This is a genomic window from Nocardia sp. 149-1B, assembly GCF_057747975.1.
The window spans coordinates 181,477-201,956 of sequence record NZ_CM173233.1; the positions used below are offsets into that span (position 1 = coordinate 181,477).

General features: G+C 71.7%; 17 protein-coding genes. 6 read left to right on the plus strand and 11 right to left on the minus strand.

The features are described 5' to 3' along the window. Positions 1–4 precede the first annotated feature (4 nt). Together dcd and AC3ANS_RS00850 are read left to right on the plus strand one after the other, a co-directional pair. On the plus strand, positions 5–580 hold the full coding sequence (gene dcd, locus AC3ANS_RS00845; protein WP_488294288.1) for a dCTP deaminase: 576 nt from the start codon (positions 5–7) through the stop codon (positions 578–580). Between the two features lie 27 nt (positions 581–607). Continuing rightward, complete coding sequence (locus AC3ANS_RS00850; protein WP_488294289.1) at positions 608–1,552, plus strand: siderophore-interacting protein; 945 nt, start codon at positions 608–610, stop codon at positions 1,550–1,552. A gap of 45 nt (positions 1,553–1,597) precedes the next feature. Here AC3ANS_RS00850 and AC3ANS_RS00855 read toward each other — a convergent pair whose 3' ends face one another. The 3 genes from AC3ANS_RS00855 to AC3ANS_RS00865 all read right to left on the minus strand — a co-directional run bounded on the left by AC3ANS_RS00855 (position 1,598) and on the right by AC3ANS_RS00865 (position 3,280). Next, positions 1,598–1,753, minus strand: coding sequence for a hypothetical protein (locus tag AC3ANS_RS00855; protein WP_488294290.1), 156 nt, complete (start codon positions 1,751–1,753; stop codon positions 1,598–1,600). Positions 1,754–1,808: 55 nt separating this feature from the next. Beyond that, positions 1,809–2,636: a DUF4097 family beta strand repeat-containing protein gene (locus tag AC3ANS_RS00860; RefSeq protein WP_488294291.1), complete on the minus strand. Its 828-nt coding sequence runs from the start codon at positions 2,634–2,636 to the stop codon at positions 1,809–1,811. A gap of 101 nt (positions 2,637–2,737) precedes the next feature. Then, complete coding sequence (locus AC3ANS_RS00865) at positions 2,738–3,280, minus strand: histidine kinase (RefSeq protein WP_488294292.1); 543 nt, start codon at positions 3,278–3,280, stop codon at positions 2,738–2,740. A 160-nt stretch (positions 3,281–3,440) separates the two neighbouring features. Between AC3ANS_RS00865 and AC3ANS_RS00870 the strand changes: the two genes are divergently transcribed. Then, positions 3,441–5,189, plus strand: a complete 1,749-nt coding sequence (locus AC3ANS_RS00870) for a sodium:solute symporter family protein (protein WP_488294293.1) — start codon at positions 3,441–3,443, stop codon at positions 5,187–5,189. An 11-nt stretch (positions 5,190–5,200) separates the two neighbouring features. Continuing rightward, a complete protein-coding gene (locus AC3ANS_RS00875) occupies positions 5,201–5,485 on the plus strand; it encodes a hypothetical protein (protein WP_488294294.1) in 285 nt (94 codons plus the stop codon). Here AC3ANS_RS00875 and AC3ANS_RS00880 read toward each other — a convergent pair. From AC3ANS_RS00880 to AC3ANS_RS00915, 8 genes are all read right to left on the minus strand, one after another. Continuing rightward, the gene (locus tag AC3ANS_RS00880; protein ID WP_488294295.1) at positions 5,467–6,420 is read right to left on the minus strand and encodes a PASTA domain-containing protein; all 954 of its coding nucleotides are present in this window, start codon (positions 6,418–6,420) and stop codon (positions 5,467–5,469) included. The genes AC3ANS_RS00875 and AC3ANS_RS00880 overlap by 19 nt on opposite strands. A gap of 50 nt (positions 6,421–6,470) precedes the next feature. Next, positions 6,471–7,118: a hypothetical protein gene (locus tag AC3ANS_RS00885; RefSeq protein ID WP_488294296.1), complete on the minus strand. Its 648-nt coding sequence runs from the start codon at positions 7,116–7,118 to the stop codon at positions 6,471–6,473. Positions 7,119–7,217: 99 nt separating this feature from the next. After that, positions 7,218–10,463 (minus strand): (Fe-S)-binding protein, encoded by a 3,246-nt coding sequence (locus tag AC3ANS_RS00890; protein ID WP_488294297.1) that lies wholly within the window; start codon positions 10,461–10,463, stop codon positions 7,218–7,220. Positions 10,464–10,604: 141 nt separating this feature from the next. Continuing rightward, positions 10,605–13,034, minus strand: a complete 2,430-nt coding sequence (locus AC3ANS_RS00895; protein WP_488294298.1) for a peptidase — start codon at positions 13,032–13,034, stop codon at positions 10,605–10,607. A gap of 88 nt (positions 13,035–13,122) precedes the next feature. Continuing rightward, positions 13,123–13,875 carry an IclR family transcriptional regulator gene (locus AC3ANS_RS00900; protein ID WP_488294299.1) on the minus strand — a complete coding sequence of 251 codons (753 nt, stop codon included), beginning with the start codon at positions 13,873–13,875 and terminating at the stop codon, positions 13,123–13,125. A gap of 30 nt (positions 13,876–13,905) precedes the next feature. After that, positions 13,906–14,274, minus strand: coding sequence for a hypothetical protein (locus tag AC3ANS_RS00905; protein WP_488294300.1), 369 nt, complete (start codon positions 14,272–14,274; stop codon positions 13,906–13,908). A 73-nt stretch (positions 14,275–14,347) separates the two neighbouring features. Continuing rightward, positions 14,348–15,541 carry an MFS transporter gene (locus tag AC3ANS_RS00910; RefSeq protein ID WP_488294301.1) on the minus strand — a complete coding sequence of 398 codons (1,194 nt, stop codon included), beginning with the start codon at positions 15,539–15,541 and terminating at the stop codon, positions 14,348–14,350. A gap of 72 nt (positions 15,542–15,613) precedes the next feature. After that, entirely contained in the window at positions 15,614–16,906 is a 1,293-nt protein-coding gene (locus AC3ANS_RS00915; RefSeq protein WP_488294302.1) for a choice-of-anchor P family protein, read from the minus strand. A gap of 311 nt (positions 16,907–17,217) precedes the next feature. Between AC3ANS_RS00915 and hutH the strand changes: the two genes are divergently transcribed. Both hutH and AC3ANS_RS00925 read left to right on the plus strand, forming a co-directional pair. Next, positions 17,218–18,789 (plus strand): histidine ammonia-lyase, encoded by a 1,572-nt coding sequence (gene hutH, locus AC3ANS_RS00920; RefSeq protein WP_488294303.1) that lies wholly within the window; start codon positions 17,218–17,220, stop codon positions 18,787–18,789. Positions 18,790–18,870: 81 nt separating this feature from the next. Then, positions 18,871–20,475, plus strand: a complete 1,605-nt coding sequence (locus tag AC3ANS_RS00925; protein ID WP_488294304.1) for a methyl-accepting chemotaxis protein — start codon at positions 18,871–18,873, stop codon at positions 20,473–20,475. The last annotated feature ends 5 nt before the right edge of the window (positions 20,476–20,480 follow it).

Below are 20,480 nucleotides of genomic sequence, written 5' to 3' on the forward strand. Positions count from 1 at the left end.
CTCCGTGCTGCTGTCAGACCGCGACATCCTCGTCGAGATCGACGCCGGGCGGATCGCCCTCGAGCCCTACGACGAGGCGATGCTCCAGCCGTCGTCGATCGACGTGCGGCTGGACCGGTTCTTCCGGGTGTTCGAGAACCACAAGTACCCCCACATCGACCCGGCGGCCGACCAGTCCGACCTGACCCGGGTGGTGGAGCCGGAGGGGGACGACCCGTTCATCCTGCACCCGGGGGAGTTCGTCCTGGGCTCGACGTACGAGGTCGTGACGCTGCCTGACGACATCGCCGCCCGCGTGGAGGGCAAGTCCTCGCTCGGCCGGCTCGGTCTGCTCACGCACGCGACCGCGGGGTTCGTGGACCCCGGCTTCTCGGGGCACGTGACGCTGGAGCTCGCGAACGTCGCCACGCTGCCGATCAAGCTCTACCCGGGCATGAAGATCGGGCAGTTCTGCTTCTTCCGGCTCTCCTCGCCCTCCGAGCACCCGTACGGCTCGGCGAAGTACGGCTCGCGCTACCAGGGTCAGCGGGGTCCGACCCCTTCGCGCTCGTACCAGAACTTCCACCGCACGAAGATCTGAGGTCGAGGTTAGGTTAGCCTAACCTTTATGACCACCACCCAGCACGCCCTGCCGATGATCCTCGACGAGGTCGAGGCGGTCCGCGTCGAGCGACTCTCCCCGTCGTTCGTCCGGGTGGAGCTGGGGGGACCCTGCCTCGCCGAGTTCGGCGTCGAGGGGCCGCTCTACGACCAGCGGATCAAGCTCGTCTTCCCGTACGGCGACGCGCCGCTGCCCTCGTTCGAGGGTGCGGACCAGTCGTGGTTCGCCACCTGGCTGGAGCGCCCGGTCGAGGAGCGAGGCCACCTGCGCACCTACACCGTGCGCGAGGTGCGTGGCCGGGGCGTCGACACGCGGCTGGTCGTCGACTTCGTCGTGCACGGGGCGGACGGGACCGCCGGACCGGGGTCCTCCTGGGCGGAGCGCGCGCGGGCCGGCGACCGGCTCGTGCTGCTCGCCCCGCGGCGCGGGCAGGCGTTCGGTGGCATCGAGTTCGACCCGGGTGCTGCGGCGCGGCTGCTGCTCGTCGGGGACGAGACCGCCGTGCCGGCGGTGTCCGCGATCCTCGCCCAGCTCCCCTGGCAGGCGCAGGGGGCGGCGTTCCTCGAGGTGCCGACGGCCGCCGACGTGCTGAGCGTTGTCCACCCCGAGGGGGTGGACGTCGTCTGGCTGACCCGCGACGGGGCACCCCTCGGGTCGCTGGTGCACGGTGCGGTGCTCGAGCACCTGGGGGCCTCGGCGCGGCGGGTCGAGGAGCCCGGCGAGGTCGACCCGGACCTGTGGGAGACCCCGACGTACTCCTCCTCCGGTGAGGAGGTCGATGCGGCCGCGCGGGTCGTGGGCCACGACCTCGAGGGGCTCTACGCCTGGATCGCCGGGGAGGCCGGGATGGTCACTGCCCTGCGGCGGGCGCTGGTCACCGACCTCGGCGTCGACCGGCGGCAGGTCGCCTTCATGGGCTACTGGCGCCGTGGTGTCGCGATGCGCTCGTAGGGCGACGAGGGACTCCAGCCGGTCGACGACTTCCGAGAGACGGCACTAGTTGTCGAGGAGCGGGGCGACCCGGCGCATCCGCTGCACGAGCAGGTGGCGGTAGGTCGTGGAGGGGATCCGGGGGGCGTTCGCGCGGGCGATCCGCTCGGCGAGCTGGTGGCGGTTGGCCGCGGCGTCGAGGGTGATGTTGCTGAACTCCATGACGTTCTCCTGAGGTGAGTGGGGCGAGCGGATCTGGCTGGGGTCGGGCCTGGGGTCACACCTGGGTCAGGACGATGTCGCCGCTGACGGTCTTCGCGCGGACCTCGACGTGGTCGGCGCCGTCGCGGGGCTCTCCGGCGCCGCCGAGGTTGGAGCGGATCTCGCCGGCGACCGTCGAGATGTCGGTCCACACCGGCACGCCGGCCGGGATCCCGATCGCGACGTCGCCGGAGGCGCCCTTGACGCTCACCCGGCCCCGCAGCGCCGTGCCGACGACCAGGTCGCCGGAGCCGGTGGTCAGGGCCACGTCGCCCCCGGACTCACCGACCTTGAGGTCGCCCGACCCGGTCTTGACCACGACCGAGCCGCGGCAGGTCGACAGCCGGACGTCGCCGGATCCGGTCGAGACGAGGACGCTCGAGGTCGCGTCGACGATCAGCACATCGCCGGAGCCGCTCTTGGCCTTGAGCTCGGCGTGCGCCGCCTCGACTCGGATGTCGCCCGAGCCGGTCTCGACCACCAGCGGGCCGTCGGCCGTGTCGACGTCGACGTCGCCCGAGCCGCTCTTGAGCTGGGTGGTGCCGACCGTGCCGGTCACGGTCACGTCGGCGCTGCCGGTGCGGACGGCGACATCGCTCGAGTGGGGGAGGGTGACCACCACGTCGAGCCGGTTGTCGCCGCCGAAGATGCCGCCGGCGCGCTGCTTGGGCCCGATGACGCTGATCTGGCTGCCGTCCTGCCGGACGATGGTCTGGTCGGCGTCGCGTCCGGTGACCTCGACGTGGGTCTCGGCCGTGTCGGTCGCCACGAGGTTCACCGAGCCCTTCCCGATCTCGGCGACGAGGCGGACGGGATGGGGGGTCTCGAAGCGGTGCTCGGTCATGGTGGTGCTCCTCCTGGGTGAGGGTCCTGCGTGAGGGTGTGGTCGGCCGCGGGGCCGGCCTGGTGCCGGTCCCGGGAGGTGTGGGAGATGGGGTCGGCTGGCTAGACCCAGCCGGTCATGCGCTTGTTGCCGCGCTTGCCGCCGAACGGGTCGTTGCCGCTGAGGAACGGGATGCTCGAGAGGTCGATGTCGACGTTGATCGCGCTGTCCCGGGTGGTCGCGGCGCGGACGACGGTCACCAGCCAGGTGTTGAGCGAGTGGCCCGAGCGGGCCGCGAGCTCCTCGGCCTTGGTCTTGACCGACTCGGGGATCCGCAGCGTGATGCGGGCGACGTTGCCGTCGTCCTCTGCCTCCTCGCTCGGCGGGGCCGGGGGCGGGGGCGGGGCGGCCGGGGTGCTGTGCACGACGAAGTCGAGCTCGCGACCGGTGAGGCGCACGTCCACGCCGCCGTCCGGCATCTCGGCGGTGATCTCGGCGGCGGCCTGGGAGACCGCCTCCATCAGCGCGAGGCGAGCGGCGGGGTCCAGCGCGAAGGCCAGCCGCTCGGTGGCCTCGCGAGCCTCCGGACCAGCCGCTTCGGCCGCGGCCAGCAGGTCGCGGCGGAGGCTCTCGACGTACGGCGTGATGTCCATGTGCACCACCATGACATCATCATGATGTCATGTCAACACCATGTGATGTCATGGTGGCGTCGATGCGGCGTCATCGTGGTGTCGGAGGTTTGTGGGGACGCCTGCACGGGCACGAGGCCCGATGGCCCACCCGGGTCATCACCACCGGATCGGTGCACGAAAGGTCATCACCATGACGAGTCCGACCGTCCTGGCCAGCGACACGATCATCTCGGCCCACGCGGTCGACTACCTGGTCATCGCGTTGTACTTCGCGGTCGTCCTGGGCATCGGGGTGGTGGCGCGTCGCCAGATCTCCGACTCGGTCGACTTCTTCCTCTCGGGCCGGTCGCTGCCCGCCTGGGTCACCGGGCTCGCGTTCATCTCCGCCAACCTCGGTGCGGTCGAGATCATGGGCATGTCCGCCAACGGGGCGGAGTACGGCCTGCCCACCGTGCACTACTTCTGGGTCGGCGCGATCCCGGCGATGCTGTTCCTCGGCGTCGTGATGATGCCGTTCTACTACGGCTCCAAGGTCCGCTCGGTGCCGGAGTTCATGCGCCGCCGGTTCGGCACCGGGGCCCACCTCGTCAACGCGATCTCGTTCGCGGTCGCCCAGCTCTTGATCGCCGGCATCAACCTGTTCCTGCTCGGCAGCATCGTGCACGCCCTGCTCGGCTGGCCGCTGTGGGTGGCGCTGATCGTCGCGGCCGCCATCGTGCTGTCCTACATCACCCTGGGTGGCCTCAGCGCGGCGATCTACAACGAGGTGCTGCAGTTCTTCGTGATCGTCGGCGGGCTGCTGCCGCTCACGTTGATCGGGCTGCACCGGGTCGGTGGCTGGGGCGGCCTGACCGACAAGATCACCGCGGCGGCCGAGGCGCACCCGAAGGACATCGCGCCCGCCGACCAGCAGCTGCACTCCTGGCCTGGCATCCCGCTGACGGGCTTCGACTCCTCGATCCTCTCGGTGATCGGCATCGTGTTCGGTCTCGGGTTCGTGCTCTCCTTCGGCTACTGGACGACGAACTTCGTCGAGGTCCAGCGGGCGATGGCGTCCAACTCGATCTCGGCGGCCCGCAAGACCCCGATCATCGGTGCCTTCCCCAAGATGTTCGTCCCGTTCATCACGATCGTCCCCGGCATGATCGCCGCGGTGCTGGTGACCGAGATCGGCAAGGTCAAGGCCGGCGAGACCGTGGCGGGGGGAGCATCCGGCGATGGCGTCGCCTACAACGACGCCCTGCTCTACCTGATGCGCGACGTCCTGCCCAACGGCCTGCTCGGCCTGGCGATCACCGGTCTGCTCGCGGCGTTCATGGCCGGCATGGCCGCGAACATCTCGGCGTTCAACACGGTGCTGAGCTACGACCTGTGGCAGCAGTACGTCGTCCGCGACCGCGACGACGACTACTACCTGTGGATCGGGCGGGTCGCGACGGTCGTTGCGACCGTCGTCGCGATCTTCACGGCCGGCCTGGCGAGCAACTTCAGCAACATCATGGACTACCTGCAGGCCCTGTTCGGGTTCTTCAACGCCCCGCTGTTCGCGACCTTCATCCTCGGCATGTTCTGGAAGCGGATGACGCCGACGGCGGGCTGGGTCGGCCTGGTGGCCGGCACGGCGTCCGCGGTGCTCGTCGCGTTCCTCAGCGAGGACACGTTCGGCTCGGCGAGCACCGGCACGCTGGCGATCAGCGGCCAGGGTGCCGCCTTCGTGGCCGCCGGGGCCGCGTTCGTGGTCGACGTGGTGCTGAGCGTCGCCGTCTCGATGGTCACCGCGCCCAAGCCGGTGGCGGAGCTGCGTGGACTCGTCTACTCCGAGACACCGCGTGAGGACCTCGTCGACCCGGACGAGGCGTCCCACCCGTGGTACCAGCGCACGATGCCGCTCGCCGGGATCGCACTGGTGCTGGTCGTCATCCTGAACGTCATCTTCTAGAGGAGGCCGTCATGTCCGAGAACTCCAGCGCCCGCAGCGGCGCGCAGGGCCGGCACACGGCCGGCCTGCTCGACATCCGCACGATCATCGGGAGCCTCATCGGGGTGTACGGCGTGATCCTCACGCTGATGGGCCTGTTCGGCGACGAGCAGTCCGACAAGACCGGCGACGTCAACGCCAACCTGTGGGCCGGTCTCGTGATGGTGGTGGTCGGGGTGGTCTTCCTGGCGTGGGCCCGGCTTCGCCCGGTGGTCGTGCCCGAGCACCACGATCTTCCTCAGGACGACCCGGCGTAGAGCGCGACGGCCGCCACCCGTCCCTCCTCGCGGCGGATCTCGAGCCGCAGCGGACAGGCTGCCCCGGTCGGCGACACGATCACGGCAGCGAAGGCATCGCCGGGGCGGGCGAGCTCGTGGCCCGGCACCCCGCACGTGCCCGACCCCTCCGAGGCATGGAGCATGTGGAGGGCCGGGCCGGCGTAGGTCGGCGGCCGCTCGTCGACGAGGTGGACCCGAGCGGCCGCGGTGCGTAGTGCGTCGAGGATGCCCGTCCCCACCCACGAGTCCGGGTCGGCCGCCTCGGCACTGCTGAGCACGGTGACTGGTGCGTCGCCGGCGTGGACGCGGACGCGGTCCGCGAACGGCGGCCCCTGACCGCGCCCGGCCGCCAGGTCGACGAGCTGCCAGACCACGGCTCGCTGCTGGTAGTCGGTGAGGCAGGTGATGCTGGCGGGTACCGCCGTGTACAACGTGATCGGGTCGCCGTGCTCGAACGCCGCACCCAGGGCCGGGTCGCTCCCCAGCACCCTCTCGGCCACCTCGCAGGCGCGCATGGGCTCGACGGTGACGTCGAGACCGAGGCTCGTGAGCAGGTCCTCGGCCTTCTGCTGGCTGAAGCCGAACAGTGACGGAACCTGGTTGCCGCGCAGGTGGTCGTCGGGCGGCGGATCCGGCCGGGTGAGAGCGACCACGGCGAGCACCGCGGCGAGCGCGAGAGCCGCGCCGGCCAGGGCCCGCCAGGGCGGGCGCCGCGGGGGCCCCGGGCCCCGGACCTCCTGCTCGAGCGCGGCGAGGACGACCGGGTCAGGGTCGTCTGCTCTGCGGATCCGCCGGTGCTGGGCAGCGAGGACCCGGCTTACCAGCGCGGGCGCGTCCTCCTCGTCGACGCCGAGGTCGACCGCGGTGCGGACCAGCGCGTGCCACCGCGCGTCGGCGTACTCCTGCGGGTCCACGTGATCGAGGCTAGTGCGGTATTCAGACGCGGCACTGGTTCGGCAGGGTCCTAGGGCTCGCCCAGGAGCAGCGAGACGGCCACGAGCTCGCCGTCGGCGTTGCTGAACAGCTGCACCGCGAAGTCGTCGATGCAGGAGTCCACCGATCCCGGCGCGGGGACGATCGCGACGCGGGTGAGCTTGCGCAGGTCGGGCGGCACCGGTCCGTAGGTCTTCAGGCACCGGCTGTCCGGCGTGCCGACGTAGGCGACCGCCGGGTGCCCGACGAGCACGTCGAGCGGCGAGAGCGGGCACGCCCTCCCGGCGTAGTCGCCGACCTCGGTGCAGGTCCCCCACGCCGAGGGGTGCTCGGCCCGAGCTCGGGTGACGAAGCCCGAGAACGCGTTGCCGAGGTAGAGGTCGACCTGCTCGCCTAGCGGCGGCAGGGGCGCGCCGCCGCGGGCGAAGGCGCGGAACAGCTGCGCGTCCTCCGCTCCCGGGACCCCCGGCTCTGCCGGCGTGCTCGAGGTCGTGGACGGCGGTGGTGTCGACGGCGGGGGCGCGGACGACCCGGACTCCGGTGCTGACGGGGACGACGCCGGAGCGGACGAGGTGGGCGTCGGGTCCTGGGCGGTCGGGGAGGTGTCCGAACCGCAGCCGGTCAGCAGGACGGTCCCGGACAGGGCGAGGGCGGCAGCTGCCGCGAGCAGCCTGGGCATCTGCTCACCGTACGCGAGACGACGAACGGGTCGTGTGCCTCACGACGCGCCATGAGGCGTTCTGAGGCACACGACCCGTCGGGTCGACCCGGAGTCGGGTCAGAGGTCGAAGAGCGAACCGGTCTCGTTGATGTCGACGTCGGTCTTCGGCTGGTGGGCCTCGCCGCTGGCCTGCGGCTTCGACTCCTCCTGCTGCTGGGACTCGGGCTCCGGCTCCGGCGCGGCCGCCGGTTCGGGCGTGGCGTCCGAGGCGGGCGTGGTCTCGGCCGACTCGGGCTCGGGCTCGGCGACTGTCTCCGGCTCCTCGGCGGCAGCGTTCGCGGCTGCGGTGGCCGAGGCGCTGACCTCCTGCGGAGCAGGCGCGGCGATGTCGAACAGGGATCCGCCCGAGCTCAGGTCCAGCTCGGGGCTCGCAGGCGCGGACTCGGGTGCGGGCTCCGGTGCCGTCACGGGTGCGGGGGTCTCGACGACGCTCGCTGGCGCTCGCTGCTCGACCTCCGGCTCGGGCTCGGCCGCGGCGGCCGGCTCGGGGGTGGCGATGTCGAAGAGCGAGCCACCCGAGCCCAGGTCGACCTGGGGCGCAGCTGCGGCCGGCGCGGACTTCTCGGGTGCGGGGGTCTCGACGACGCTCGCTGGCGCCTGCTGCTCGACCTCCGGCTCTGCATCGGGGACGGCCGGTTGGTCGGCGGCGATGTCGAACAGCGAGCCGGAGCCGAGTCCGTCACCGGCGGTCGCGGGCTTCGCGGCGGGCGCCTCCTGGGTCGTGGCGTCCGGGCCGGCCTCCGGCTTGTCGTCGGCGATGTCGAAGAGCGAGCCGGGGGAGGCGGTGTCGCTGGCTACCTGGGCGACCTCGGCCTGGGTCTCCTGCGTCGGCTTGGCCGCCACGGTGGAGTCGGTGTCACCGCCCAGGTCGAAGAGCGAGCCACCGGACGACGCGGGCTTGGCGGCCTGAGCCTCCTCGGCGACGGACTTGTCCTCGGACGCGGTCTCGGACTCGGCCGGGGTGTCGAACAGCGAGGAGCCGCCCGAGGCCTTGGCTGCCGGGCCGGCGTCCGCGGTCTCGGTGACCGTGTTCGCGGTCTGGGTCTCGTCGCCGGCCTCGGGCTCGGCCTTGGTCTCCACCGACCGCGCGGCCGGTGCGGCGGCGCCGCCCGAGCCCGGCGCGTAGCGGGTGGCCATCTCGCCCTTGACCGAGGCGAGCAGCATCTGCGCGACGTCGAGCACCTCGACCTCGGCGCGGGCCTCGCCCTTGTCCTGCTGGGCGGTGAGGCCGTCGGAGAGCATCACCCGGCAGAACGGGCAGCCGACCGCGATCTGGTCTGCTCCGGTGCCGACGGCCTCGACGGTGCGGTTGACGTTGATCCGCTCGCCGATGTTCTCCTCCATCCACATGCGCGCGCCGCCGGCGCCGCAGCAGAAGGACCGCTCGGAGTTGCGCTCCATCTCGACGACCTGCGCCCCGGGCAGCACCTGGAGCAGCTCCCGCGGCGGGGTGTAGACGCCGTTGTGGCGGCCGATGTAGCAGGGGTCGTGGTAGGTGATGGTGCGCTTGTGGGCGCCGGCACCCTCGCGCACCGGGGTCAGCTTGCCCTCACGCACCAGCCGGTTGAGCAGCTGGGTGTGGTGCACGACCTCGAGCTCGATGCCGAACTCCTTGTACTCGTTCTTGAGCGTGTTGAAGCAGTGGGCGCAGGTCGAGACGACCTTCTTGACGCGCGCCTGCTTGAAGGTCTCGACGTTCTGTTGGGCGAGCCCTTGGAACACGAACTCGTTGCCGGCCCGGCGGGCGGAGTCGCCGGTGCAGGTCTCGCCGTTGCCGAGCACACCGAAGCTGACGCCGGCGATGTCGAGCAGCTCGGCGACGGCTCGGGTGGTCTTCTTGGCCCGGTCCTCGTAGGCGCCGGCGCAGCCGACCCAGAACAGCCAGTCGACCTCGTCGAGGGACTCGATGGTCTCCCCGACGACCTTGACCTCGAAGTCCAGGCCCTTGGCCCAGTCCATCCGTGCGTTGGGCGACATGTTCCACGGGTTGCCGTTGTTCTCCAGGCCGCGGAAGAGCTGGTTGAGCTCGCTGGGGAAGTTGGACTCGACGAGCACCTGGTAGCGGCGCATGTCGATGATGTGGTCGACGTGCTCGATGTCGACCGGGCACTGGTTCACACAGGCGCCACAGGTCACGCACGACCACAGGACGTCGGGGTCGATGACGGCCGAGCCGTCCTCGGGCATGTAGAACCACTCGTCGCCGGTGTCGCCGACGAGCGGGCGCTCGACCTCCTTGGTCAAGGTGTCGTTGCCCTCGAGCAGCGCCTCACGCTTGCCCTCGTCGGCCAGCAGGTACGGCGCCTTCTTGAACGCCGCGTCGCGCAGCCCCATGATCAGCAGCTTGGGCGAGAGCGGCTTCTCCGTGTTCCACGCCGGGCACTGCGACTGGCACCGACCGCACTCCGTGCAGGTCGCCATGTCGAGCAGGCCCTTCCAGGTGAAGTCCTCGATCGCCCCGACCCCCAGCTTGGCGTCCTCGTCGAGGTCGTCGATGTCGTCGAGCGTGACCGGCTTGCCTGCCGAGATCAGCGGCTTGGCCGCGCCGAGCGCGACCGGCTCGCGGCCGAACAGCACGTTGATCGGTGCCATGAAGATGTGCAGGTGCTTGGAGTTCAGCACGAAGATCAGGAAGACCAGCATCACGCCGATGTGCAGGAGCAGGCCCACGCCGATCAGGCCGGTGTTGTCGGGCAGCACCTTGCCGAGCAGGTAGGAGACGAACGCCGCCTTGCCGTAGCCGCGGTCGGTGCCCATGTCGCGCGCCTCGACGGCGCCGCGGAACAGGAACATCGTCCAGATGACGTTGAAGATCATGAACAGCGTGAAGTACGCCGGCCCGAGGTGGGAGCCGAAGAAGCGCGACTTGCGCCCCAGCTGCTGGGGCTGGTTGCGCAGCCGGATCGCCCAGAAGACCCCGAGGCCGAGCGTGCACATGACCGCGATGAAGTCCTGGAGGAAGCCGAGCGCGGACCAGGCGCCGAAGACGAACCAGTGCCACTCCGGGTCGCGGGTGACCAGCACCGCGTAGGCCTCGACGTACACCGTGGCCAGGATGAAGAAGGCCCACATCACGAAGAAGTGCGCGGTGCCGGGCACCGTCCACTTCAGCATCTTGCGCTGACCGAACACCTCGAGGACCTGCCGCTTCACGGCAGCGCCCAGGCGGTGGGTCACCCCGGCGATGCGGTCGGGGGCCGGCTGGCCGCTGGCGATCAGCCGGTAGAGGAACAGCACCCGCTTCCCCGCGATCGGCAGGGCGATCGCGTTGATCACGAGGCCCAAGATCAGCACTGCAGTCACTGGTTGCTCCCTGTCAGGTGGTCGGTCTGCGCGCCCGGGGGCGCGACGGTGAGCCTATGGGCAGCCGCGTGGCACGTCAGTCCCCCGGAAGCGTGAGAAGGATCCTACCGATTGGTAACTTCAAGTGGTTGCAGGCCGCAGCTAGCTCTGGCGGACTGCGGTCACCCGGCCGGCGTTCGAGAACGTCACGGTGACCATGACCTTCGGGTCGGAGGAGGTCCGAGCGCAGAAGCCGTAGGTCGTGCCGAGCCGCGTGAAGGGCTGCCCGACGGCCTCCATCACCTGGCGGGTGCTCATCCCCGGCCGGACCAGGGCCAGTGCCCGGCCGACCGGCAGGCGCCGCTCCGGGTTGCGGCACGAGTCGGGGGCGATGCCCTCGGCGCGCTCCCACATCTGCAGGTAGGCCTCGGCGCCGCGGGCCATGTCGTCCTCGATCTTCGCGCCGTCGCCGGGGTGCTGGGCGTCGGCGACCTTGGAGAGGTCCTCGATCCAGTCGGGGTAGAGGCCGTACTGCGCGACGCCGTCGACGTTGATGTCATAGACCCGCTGGCCGGCGTGCTGCTGGCTCACGCGCACGCCGCCCAGCCCGGTGAAGGGGTAGGTGACCGGGTTGGGCACGTCGGCCCCGCGCGGGTCGCCCTGCGCGCCGAGGCCGTTCATGTCCGCGCCGTACCCGATGCCCCAGTAGTAGCGCGGGTCCGCCCAGCCCTCGTGGGTGCGCCACTTCTCGACGAAGCCGGTCGAGTCGCCGGCGTACGGCGTGATGAACCCGCCCTCCTGGTAGATCCGGGGGTAGGCGTCCGGCGTCGACCACGAGTGGCTCGACAGCACACCGTGATAGCCCATCTGGTCGATCTGGTCGAGCGCGGCCACCCGGGCCTTGACGCTCATGTGGTCGGGGTCGAAGAGCATGTGCCGCTTCGCCAGGCCCCGGATGGTGTACTCGCCGAGCGTGGTCAGGCCGCGGCTGTTGCAGTGGTCCGGGGGCGCGTAGACCGGGACCGCCGGCAGGTTGAGCGGGTCGAAGAGCTGCGCGATCGCTCCGAACAGCGCGTCCTGCTGGCCCGCGGAGATGTCGGGCGCGGCGACCTGGTTGTGGTCGTGAGCGCCGGGGATCGCCGGCTCGCAGTGCCGCATGTCCCAGAACGTGCCGGTCTCCAGGAAGTTCGCCGCATTGACGGCGGCACCGACCTCCCCGTTGTCGCCGGCGATGCCGGAGAGGGCGTTGTCGAACTTGTTGACGAGCTCCATCTGGCGCACGCCCATGCGCTTGACCTCGTCGAGCTGCCGGTCGATGTCGTTGATGTCGCAAGCGGGCACGTCGCCGCCCGGCAGCGCCTTGAACGTGCACCCGAACGGCACGCTCGTCTCGATGCCCATGATCACGGCCATCTTCCCGGCGTTGATCACCTTGCGGGCCTGGAACGGGTCCGTGACGATCCGGTAGAAGCCCTTGCCGGGGCCGCCGAACTGGGCGTCGATGTAGTCCTGCATGGCGTACATGTCGTGCGCCTGGAGGCGGATCGAGTCCATGTCGTCACAGGAGTTGCGCTTGATCGGGTAGATCTTGCAGAGCTGGTCGTTCTCCACGAGCAGGTTGACGAAGATCCGCTGCCCGCCGCGCCACGACCGCTCCAGCCAGCGGTAGTAGGTGCCCTCGTGGGTCAGCGAGTTCGGCGCGGGCCAGTCCTTGAACGTCGGCCAGCCGACCGGGTCGTGGTGGGCCTGCCCCGAGAGCACCGACTCCAGCACGCCGCCGTAGCCACCGGTGGCCGTGTGGTCGGGGCAGTCGACCAGTGCGTACGGCGCGCCGTACTGGTCCCAGGGCTTGCCGCAGTGGACGTCGCCGCCGAGGAACTCGAAGGCCATCCCGTGGGTGTGCGCGTCGACGTAGCCACGCACCTCCTGGTACGGCGTGATCCCGGCGTGCGGGCGCCCGGCGACGTCGATCTGCGACTCGGGGTAGGTCGCACACCCGGTGGCGCGGGTCGGCCGGAACGTCGAGGCGCGGTCGAGGGTGAGGGGGCCGGTGGCGTTGGCGAACGCGTAGCGCCCCGCACCGACGCGAGCGATCCGCCACACGGTCTCGGGGCTGGGGGCCGAGGCACGACTGCCGTCACCCTGCACGAACGCCCGGTCGGCGTCGTAGATCAGGTAGCTGCCGAGGTCGGTGGCCTTGAAGTAGAACGGCTCGCCTCCCGGGGTCAGGGTGTAGCAGCCGCCGGCGAGGGCATAGCGGTCCTGCGGGTGGAGGAGCCGCGGCCCGGTGACCGGCGCGGTCGTGAGCTGCGGGTCGGGGAGCTGGCGCTCGCGCTCGACGTACGCCGTCGCCGCGGCCTTCTCGGCCGCGGTGGTGGGATCGCGGGTGATCGCACCGAGGTCGCCGGCCCGCGAGAGTGCGTTCTTGTCGGTCTTGAGCGCACCGAGCGCGTTCTGGGCGAACGCGTAGCGCTCGACCAGTCCTCCGGGCCGCAGGCCGGCGGCGCCGCCCATCGAGACCGCAAGGGCGATGACGGCGACACCCGTCACCGAGGCCCAGATCAACCGCCGGGCTGCACTCTTCTCCGTCACCGGGCACTCCTTCGCGTCGTCTGGTGCGTCAACGAGCGGGGTGGACGGTGGTGATGCTTCCCTCGATGGAGCCTGCGCAACCAGCGATCTAGCGCAGGGTGCCGCCGATCCTGCGGGAGAGGTGGCCGGCGGTGGCCGACACCGCCTCGCGCAGCCCGTCGAGGCCGGCGTCCTCGGGATAGGTGAGTGCGACGGCGGCCACCGGGTGGCCGTTGTGGTCGAGCACGGCGACGGCGATGCTCGCCAGGCCCGGCGTGATCTCGCCGTCCTCGACGGCGTAGCCGCGCTGCCGGGTGTCGGTGAGCACCCGCCGCAGGCCGCTCAGCGTGTGTGGCCCCCGCCCGTGCCGGTCGACGAAGTCCGAGGGACCGGAGTAGAGCGCCCGCACCTGGGTGTGGGGCAGCAGGGCCAGGATCGCCCGGCCGCTCGCGGTGAGGTGGGCGGGCAACCGGACGCCCACGTCGGTCACCAGCGGTGGTCGTCCCGGCGCGCGCTCCTCCACGACGTAGAGCACCTCACGCCCGTGCAGGATCGCGAGGTGCGCGGACTGCTGGGCCCGGTCGACGAGGTCGGCCAGCGGACGGCGGGCGATCCGCTGCAGCGGCTCCTGGCGTGCGTAGCCGCTGCCGAGCTCGAACGCCGCCGGCCCGAGCCCGAACCGGTGCTCGTCGGGCAGATGCACGACGAAGCCTTCGTCGATCATCGCGTGGAGCAGGTGGTACGTCGTGCTGCGCGGCAGGTCGACCGCGCGCATGATCCGGTCCAGTGCGACCGGGTCGGGCTGGCCGGCCAGGAACCGCAGCACCCGCAGCGCGCGGGTCGCTGCGGGTACCTGGCTCATGCGGCGCAGGCTATGCCACTGGTGCGGCGATCAGAGCTCGCGGGAGTCGGTGATTCCCGGGCGGTAGTCGTCGGAGCGGTGGTCGACGTCGGGGTCGAGCGCGTCGGCCCGGCGCAGCACGTCCTCCTGGCGGGCCTCCTCGACCTGCATGCCCTGGCGTGCCTCGGCGGCGCGCTGCTCGGCGTGCTCGGCCTCGGCGCGGGCGGTCTCGGCGCGAGCCTCGGCCTCCGCGGCGCGACGCCGTTCCAGGTCGACGTCGGCGCTGCGCTCCTGGACCTGCTGGCGCAGGTGGTCGGCGTGCTGGCGCCGCTGCTCGGTGCGGCGCTTGCTCATCAGGTACGCCGCGACGGCGATGGCGATCAGCACCAGCACCACGACGATGACGATGACGGTCTTCATGGGTTCCTCCCTGGTTGTGTAACCCCCAGGGACTCGTACCCCCTCACCCGCCGATCAGTCCCGCACGGCCGGTTCAGGACAGCACGCGCTCCTCGCGGACCGGCACCAGAGGCGCGGCGAGCACCGGGAACAGGGCGGCCAGCCCGAACGCCGCGGCGTACCCCCAGCCCGTGACGACGAGCCCGGCGAGCGGTGGCACGGCGGAGGCGGTGAGGAACTGGGCAGTGTTCTGCACGCCGAGGGCGCGACCCGACCAGAAGGGTCCGGCGCGCTCGGCGACCGCGGTGAACGCCAGGCCGTTGTCCGCGACGGTCACCAGGGTGGCCACCCCCATCAGCAGGACCGCGATCCCCAGGTCGAGGGCTGCGGTCAGGCCGAGCAGTCCCATGGTCGCCGCAGCCGCCAGTGCCACCCAGCGCAGCGGTCGCATCCGGCCGCCGACCACGTCGGAGAGGTGGCCGACCGCGATCCGACCGAGGGCGCCGGCCACCTGGGCGAGCGCCACGACCGTACCGGCCGCTGCCGGTGACCAGTCCCGGTCCTGGACCAACCAGGCGAGGGCGAACGTCCACACCACGAACTGGGGGACCACCAGCAGCACCGAGACGCCGTGGATCCGGGCGAGGTAGGAGTCCTGCCGGTAGGGGTTCGCGGCAGCACCCGCGCGGCGCTCGGGCCGGGGCGGGTCGATGACGAGCACGGCCACCGCCACGGCCGCGAGCGCGCAGGCCAGGGTGGGAACCCAGAGCGCGGCGTGCACGCCGGAGGCGTCGGCGACCACGGCGATCGAGATCGCGGCGACGCCGACGCCGACCGGTTGGGCCATCTGCCGGATCCCCATCGCCAGCCCCCGCCGCTCAGGCGGGAACCAACCGACCACGACCCGCCCGCTCGCGGCGTTGGTGCTCGCCGCAGCCGCGCCGGCGACGAACAGCGCGAGCGCCAGCGAGGTCGTGCCGTTGCCCAGAGCCCCGGCCACTCCGGCGGCCGCGGTGGCGCCCAGGCCGCTCAGCAGCACGAAGCGCTCCCCGCGACGATCGGTGACCGCCCCCCAGGCGACCAGGGTCAGCATCACCCCGAGCGTCGGGGCGGCTGCCACCAGGCCGGCCCGGGCCAGGCTCATCCCCTCCCGGGAGTGGAGCGTGGGGATCAGGAACGCCGGGCCGTGCACCATCACCGCGGTCGCTGCCTGCGCGATCGTGCTGGCGCCGAGCATCGACCAACGACGAACGGCGCCGACGTCGTGTCGCTGGGCGGTGAGGGTCATGGACCCAGTCAACGCCGAGCGGCACGACGTACGACGCCGCGTCTTGCAGAGTGGTTCGTGGTGCGGACTACCTCAGTGGGTGCGGATGCTGGCCTTGGCCACGCCGAGGTTGATCACCGCGCCGGTGCCGTCGAGGAGCGTGATCCGCAGGGCGATGACCTGGATGCCGCCGGCGACCTTGGTGACGACCTTGGACTCGATCTTCGCGAGGCCGGGGATCTCGATGGGCTGGTCGATCGGGAGCTCCTGGGGCTGGCCGTTGACCGTGATGCTGCCGACGGTGGTGCCGGCGGTGCTCGTGATCAGCTTGCCGGTGCTGGTCCGGGTGGCCGTCGCCTTGCCGACGACCGCGTCGACGACGAGCTGGCCCCCGCCCAGGTTGACGCCGGCGACTGCGCCGCGCTCCCAGGCGATGCTCTTGCTCGGGAACCGCTTGCCCATCTGGCTGCTGCTCACGCCGTCGACGACGAGCTGGCCGCCGAGGTCGACGTGGGCGTCCTGCTTGGACTGGGTCTCGCCGTCGGTGCCCTGGCAGGGCATCAGGGACAGGGGGTTGCGGCCGCTGGTGATCGCGCCGTCGAGAGCCTTCACCTCGGTGCCCGCGGAGTAGCCGCCGAACCGGCCGTGCTTGACCCCGGAGAGCGCCTGCGCCGTGGTGCGGGCCACGGTGATCTGGGTGCCCGTGGACGGCGTGAGGTCGATGCGCAGCGCGCTGGCGCGGGCGATCGCCGCGTCGGACGTGACCTTCTTGGCGGAGCCGCCGAAGTAGATGGTGCCGAGGCCGGGGATGGTGACCGGCCGGCCCGGGGTCGGGATGTCGAGGACCTGGGGCCCGCCGACCGGCGGGGTGAACACGATCTTGCCGACGCTGCTCTCGGTCTCGGCGTGGAAGCCGCTGGCGTCGTGCCACGCGTGTGAGAGCGAGGTGATGCCGCGGATGCTCAGCGAGCCGAGCGGGCTGTCGGCGAGCACGATCGAGGCCGTCGTGTTGCGGGAGTAGGAGTGCAGGGCGCCTCCGACCTTGCGTGTCCACAGCTCGGTCTTGACGCCGGACACGGCGCCGTTGCCCTGCAGGTCGGCGTTGGCGACCACGTTGCTGCGGTCGATGCCGCTCTTGACGGCGCAGCCGATGGCGATGAAGGCGGTCATGCCGGAGCCGGCCGGGACCTGCCCACCGGCCACGCGGGTGCCGTAGCCGTAGCCCTTGAGGGCGATGTCGCTGGTCGTCGCCTTGGCGGTGGTGGTGCGAGGCGCTGTGGTCGGCGTCGGCGCCGGTGCGGCCGAAGCCGCTCCCACAAGGCCCATCGAGGTGACGAGCACGCCGGTGGCGATGGCGGACAGGACAGTGGTGTGGCGGCGCTTCATGGCAGATCCTTCGCGCGGTGCGGTTGTTGTCGTACGGGGTGCCCGCTGTGACGCGGGCATAGCCGTTGGTCTAGACCGATGTCGCCCGTGGGCGCGGCTGGTCCGGAACATCTCGTCCCTCCTGTGTGCGGAGGGCGGTGACCCGGCCTCCCGACCGGGCGCGCGTCGTCCCTCGCCGCGCCAACCCTCCGCACCCCCAACGCAGCGATCGGCCCGGGGTTACGCCGGCCCGGGCGATGTGTCTCGGATCTCAGACCTGGAATGGGCTGCGCGGCCTGGTGACCCCCATGCGCGGAGGAGAGGATGGCGGGATGGATCCCGTCACGAGCACCCCCGTCGGCGTCGGTGTCGGACCCGTCTCCTTCGCCGACCTGCGCGCCGTGGCGCGCGACGGTGCCCCGGTCCGGCTCACCGACGAGGCCGTCGGCGCGATCGCCCGCGCGCGTGCGGTCGTGGAGGAGCTGGCGGCCTCGCCGACCCCGGTGTACGGCGTCTCGACCGGTTTCGGCGCCCTGGCCACCCGACACATCCCCACCGAGGCGCGGGCCCAGCTGCAGCGCTCGCTGGTCCGCTCGCACGCCGCCGGCTCCGGACCCGAGGTCGAGCGCGAGGTCGTCCGCGCGCTGATGCTGCTGCGGCTCTCGACGCTGGCGACCGGACGCACCGGGGTCCGGGTCGAGACCGCGGAGCTGCTGGCCGGCCTCCTCGAGCACGGCATCACCCCGGTGGTGCGTGAGTACGGCTCGCTCGGGTGCTCCGGCGACCTGGCCCCGCTGGCGCACTGCGCCCTGGTGCTCATGGGCGAGGGCGAGGTGCGTGACGCCGCCGGGACGCTGATGCCGGCCGCCGACGCGCTCGCGGCCGCTGGACTCGTGCCGGTGGAGCTGGCCGCCAAGGAGGGTCTCGCGCTGATCAACGGCACCGACGGGATGCTCGGCATGCTGGTGCTGGCGATCGAGGACCTGCGGATGCTGCTGCGCACCGCTGACGTCGCGGCCGCCATGTCGGTCGAGGGCCAGCTCGGCACCGACCGGGTCTTCGCCCCGGAACTGCAGGCGATCCGGCCGCACCCGGGCCAGGCGCTCTCGGCCGCCAACCTCGCGGCACTGCTGCATGACTCCGGGGTCGTGGCCTCCCACCGGGGCCCCGACTGCAACCGGGTCCAGGACGCCTACTCGCTGCGCTGCTCCCCCCAGGTCCACGGGGCGGCCCGCGACACCGTGGAGCACGCCGCCACCGTCGCCGGGCGTGAGCTCGCCTCGGCGATCGACAACCCCGTGGTGGTGTTCGACGCGGACGGAGCCCCCGGGCGGGTCGAGAGCAACGGGAACTTCCACGGTGCGCCGGTCGCCTACGTGCTCGACTTCCTCGCGATCGTCGCCGCCGACGTGGCCTCGATCAGCGAACGGCGTACCGACCGCTTCCTCGACAAGGCCCGCAACCACGGGCTGCCGCCGTTCCTCGCCGAGGACCCCGGTGTCGACAGCGGCCTGATGATCGCGCAGTACACCCAGGCGGCGATCGTGTCGGAGCTCAAGCGGCTCGCGGTGCCTGCCTCGGTCGACTCGATCCCGTCGAGCGCCATGCAGGAGGACCACGTCTCGATGGGCTGGTCGGCGGCCCGCAAGCTGCGCCGCGCGGTCGACGGCCTCACCCGGGTGGTCGCGATCGAGGTGCTGACCGCCGCCCGGGCGCTCGACCTCCGGGCGCCGCTCGAGCCGTCGCCCGCGACCGGGGCCGTGGTGCGGCTGCTGCGCGCCGCTGGTGTCGCCGGCCCGGGTCCGGACCGGCATCTCTCGCCGGAGATCGAGGCCGCGGTCGCGCTGGTGTCCTCCGGCGCCGTGCTGCGGTCGGCGGAGGCCGTGGTCGGCCCGCTCGGGTAGGACCGCTCAGGTCTGCCTCACTTCGGTCGACCTTTGCTCCCGAGACCGGTCCGAGGGCGATCGGGTCCGAGGAGGTCAACCGTGTCGAACTCGAGCGCGTCCGTGGGCGCCCGTCTGCGTCGCCTGTCGCTACGCACCCGCCTGATCGCGGCGTTCCTGGTGGTCTCGCTGGCCAGCCTCGTCGTCGCGGGCTTCGCGCTGAACCGGATGGGCGGCATCAGCGACCAGGCCCAGACCGTCTACGAGCGCGGCACCGTCCAGCTCGACGCGACCCGCAACCTGCAGGTCCTGTGGTGGGAGTACGCCGCCCACGACGCCCGGATCGCGATCCCCAGCCTGCCGCCGGACGTGCTCGCCGCCGAGCAGAAGGCCGACCAGGCGACCTTGGCCGAGCTGAACGACAGCACCAAGAAGGTCCAGGCCATGGACCTCGCGCCGGCGGTTGCCGCCAACATCAAGGACTTCGCCGCCGCAGTCGAGGGCAACGGTGCTGCGCTTGACCGCCTCAAGAGCGGCAACGTGAAGCCGGACGAGCTGAACTCCGTGCTCGCCGACCTCGACAAGTACGCCCAGCAGGCCGTCGCTGCCATCACGTCCGCCAACACCGCCGAGCAGGCGGAGGCCGCCGATCAGGCCAAGGCCGCCCAGGACGCCTACGAGTCGGCCCGCACCCTGACGATCGTCATCATTGTCGGCGGCCTCGTGCTCAGCCTCGGTCTCGGCTTCGGCGCAGCCCGGAGCGTGGCCCGGCCGATCGCCGCGACCCGCGAGGTGCTGGCCCGGGTCGCCGAGGGTGACCTGAGCCTGCGCGTCGAGGAGACCGGTGCCGCGGAGATCGCGCAGATGAACCGGTCGCTGAACGCGACGCTGGAGAGCCTCGGCGCGGTCATGGTGCTCGTGCGGGACTTCGCCCAGCGCCTGGCCGGGTCGTCCTCGCAGCTGCGCGGCACCGCGGCGGACATCGCGAGCAACGTCGAGGGCGTGGCCCAGCAGGCGGACTTCGCCTCGGCCTCGGCCGGTGAGGTCTCGCAGAACGTCGGGACGGTCGCGTCCGGCTCGGAGCAGATGCAGTCCGCGATCCGCGAGATCGCCCAGAGCGCCAATGCGGCCGCCCAGGTCGCCGGCAACGCCGTGGGCATGGCCGCCAGCACCACCGAGACGGTCGGCCGGCTCGGCAGCTCCTCGGAGGAGATCGCGTCCGTGGTCAAGGTGATCACCTCGATCGCCGAGCAGACCAACCTGCTCGCCCTCAACGCGACCATCGAGGCCGCTCGTGCCGGTGAGGCCGGCAAGGGCTTCGCGGTCGTCGCCGGCGAGGTCAAGGAGCTCGCGCAGGAGACCGCGCGGGCCACCGAGGACATCGCTCGCCGGGTCACCACGATCCAGTCCGACACCAGTGGCGCCGTGGACGCGATCGGCCAGATCAGCGCCGTGATCGCCGAGATCAACGACTTCCAGATGACGATCGCCTCCGCGGTGGAGGAGCAGACGGCCACCACCAACGAGATGAACCGCAACGTGCTGGAGGCCGCCAACGGCTCGGAGGGCATCGCGTCCAACGTCGCCGGCATCGCCCAGGCGGCCGCGCAGACCCTGTCGGGCGTCACGCTGGCCCAGCAGGCGGCCGGCGAGCTGGCCGACATGGGCACCCAGCTCGAGGCGGCAGTGGCACGCTTCCACGTCTGACCCTC

Bases quoted from the DNA above. Each gene is read 5' to 3' on its own strand.
- AC3ANS_RS00885 (WP_488294296.1), bottom strand. From the start codon at position 7,118: ATGCCCAGGCTGCTCGCGGCAGCTGCCGCCCTCGCCCTGTCCGGGACC.
- AC3ANS_RS00905 (WP_488294300.1), bottom strand. From the start codon at position 14,274: ATGAAGACCGTCATCGTCATCGTCGTGGTGCTGGTGCTGATCGCCATC.
- AC3ANS_RS00915 (WP_488294302.1), bottom strand. From the start codon at position 16,906: ATGAAGCGCCGCCACACCACTGTCCTGTCCGCCATCGCCACCGGCGTG.
- AC3ANS_RS00860 (WP_488294291.1), bottom strand. From the start codon at position 2,636: ATGACCGAGCACCGCTTCGAGACCCCCCATCCCGTCCGCCTCGTCGCC.
- AC3ANS_RS00865 (WP_488294292.1), bottom strand. From the start codon at position 3,280: ATGGTGGTGCACATGGACATCACGCCGTACGTCGAGAGCCTCCGCCGC.
- AC3ANS_RS00870 (WP_488294293.1), top strand. From the start codon at position 3,441: ATGACGAGTCCGACCGTCCTGGCCAGCGACACGATCATCTCGGCCCAC.
- hutH (WP_488294303.1), top strand. From the start codon at position 17,218: ATGGATCCCGTCACGAGCACCCCCGTCGGCGTCGGTGTCGGACCCGTC.
- AC3ANS_RS00875 (WP_488294294.1), top strand. From the start codon at position 5,201: ATGTCCGAGAACTCCAGCGCCCGCAGCGGCGCGCAGGGCCGGCACACG.
- AC3ANS_RS00855 (WP_488294290.1), bottom strand. From the start codon at position 1,753: ATGGAGTTCAGCAACATCACCCTCGACGCCGCGGCCAACCGCCACCAG.
- AC3ANS_RS00900 (WP_488294299.1), bottom strand. From the start codon at position 13,875: ATGAGCCAGGTACCCGCAGCGACCCGCGCGCTGCGGGTGCTGCGGTTC.
- AC3ANS_RS00910 (WP_488294301.1), bottom strand. From the start codon at position 15,541: ATGACCCTCACCGCCCAGCGACACGACGTCGGCGCCGTTCGTCGTTGG.
- AC3ANS_RS00850 (WP_488294289.1), top strand. From the start codon at position 608: ATGACCACCACCCAGCACGCCCTGCCGATGATCCTCGACGAGGTCGAG.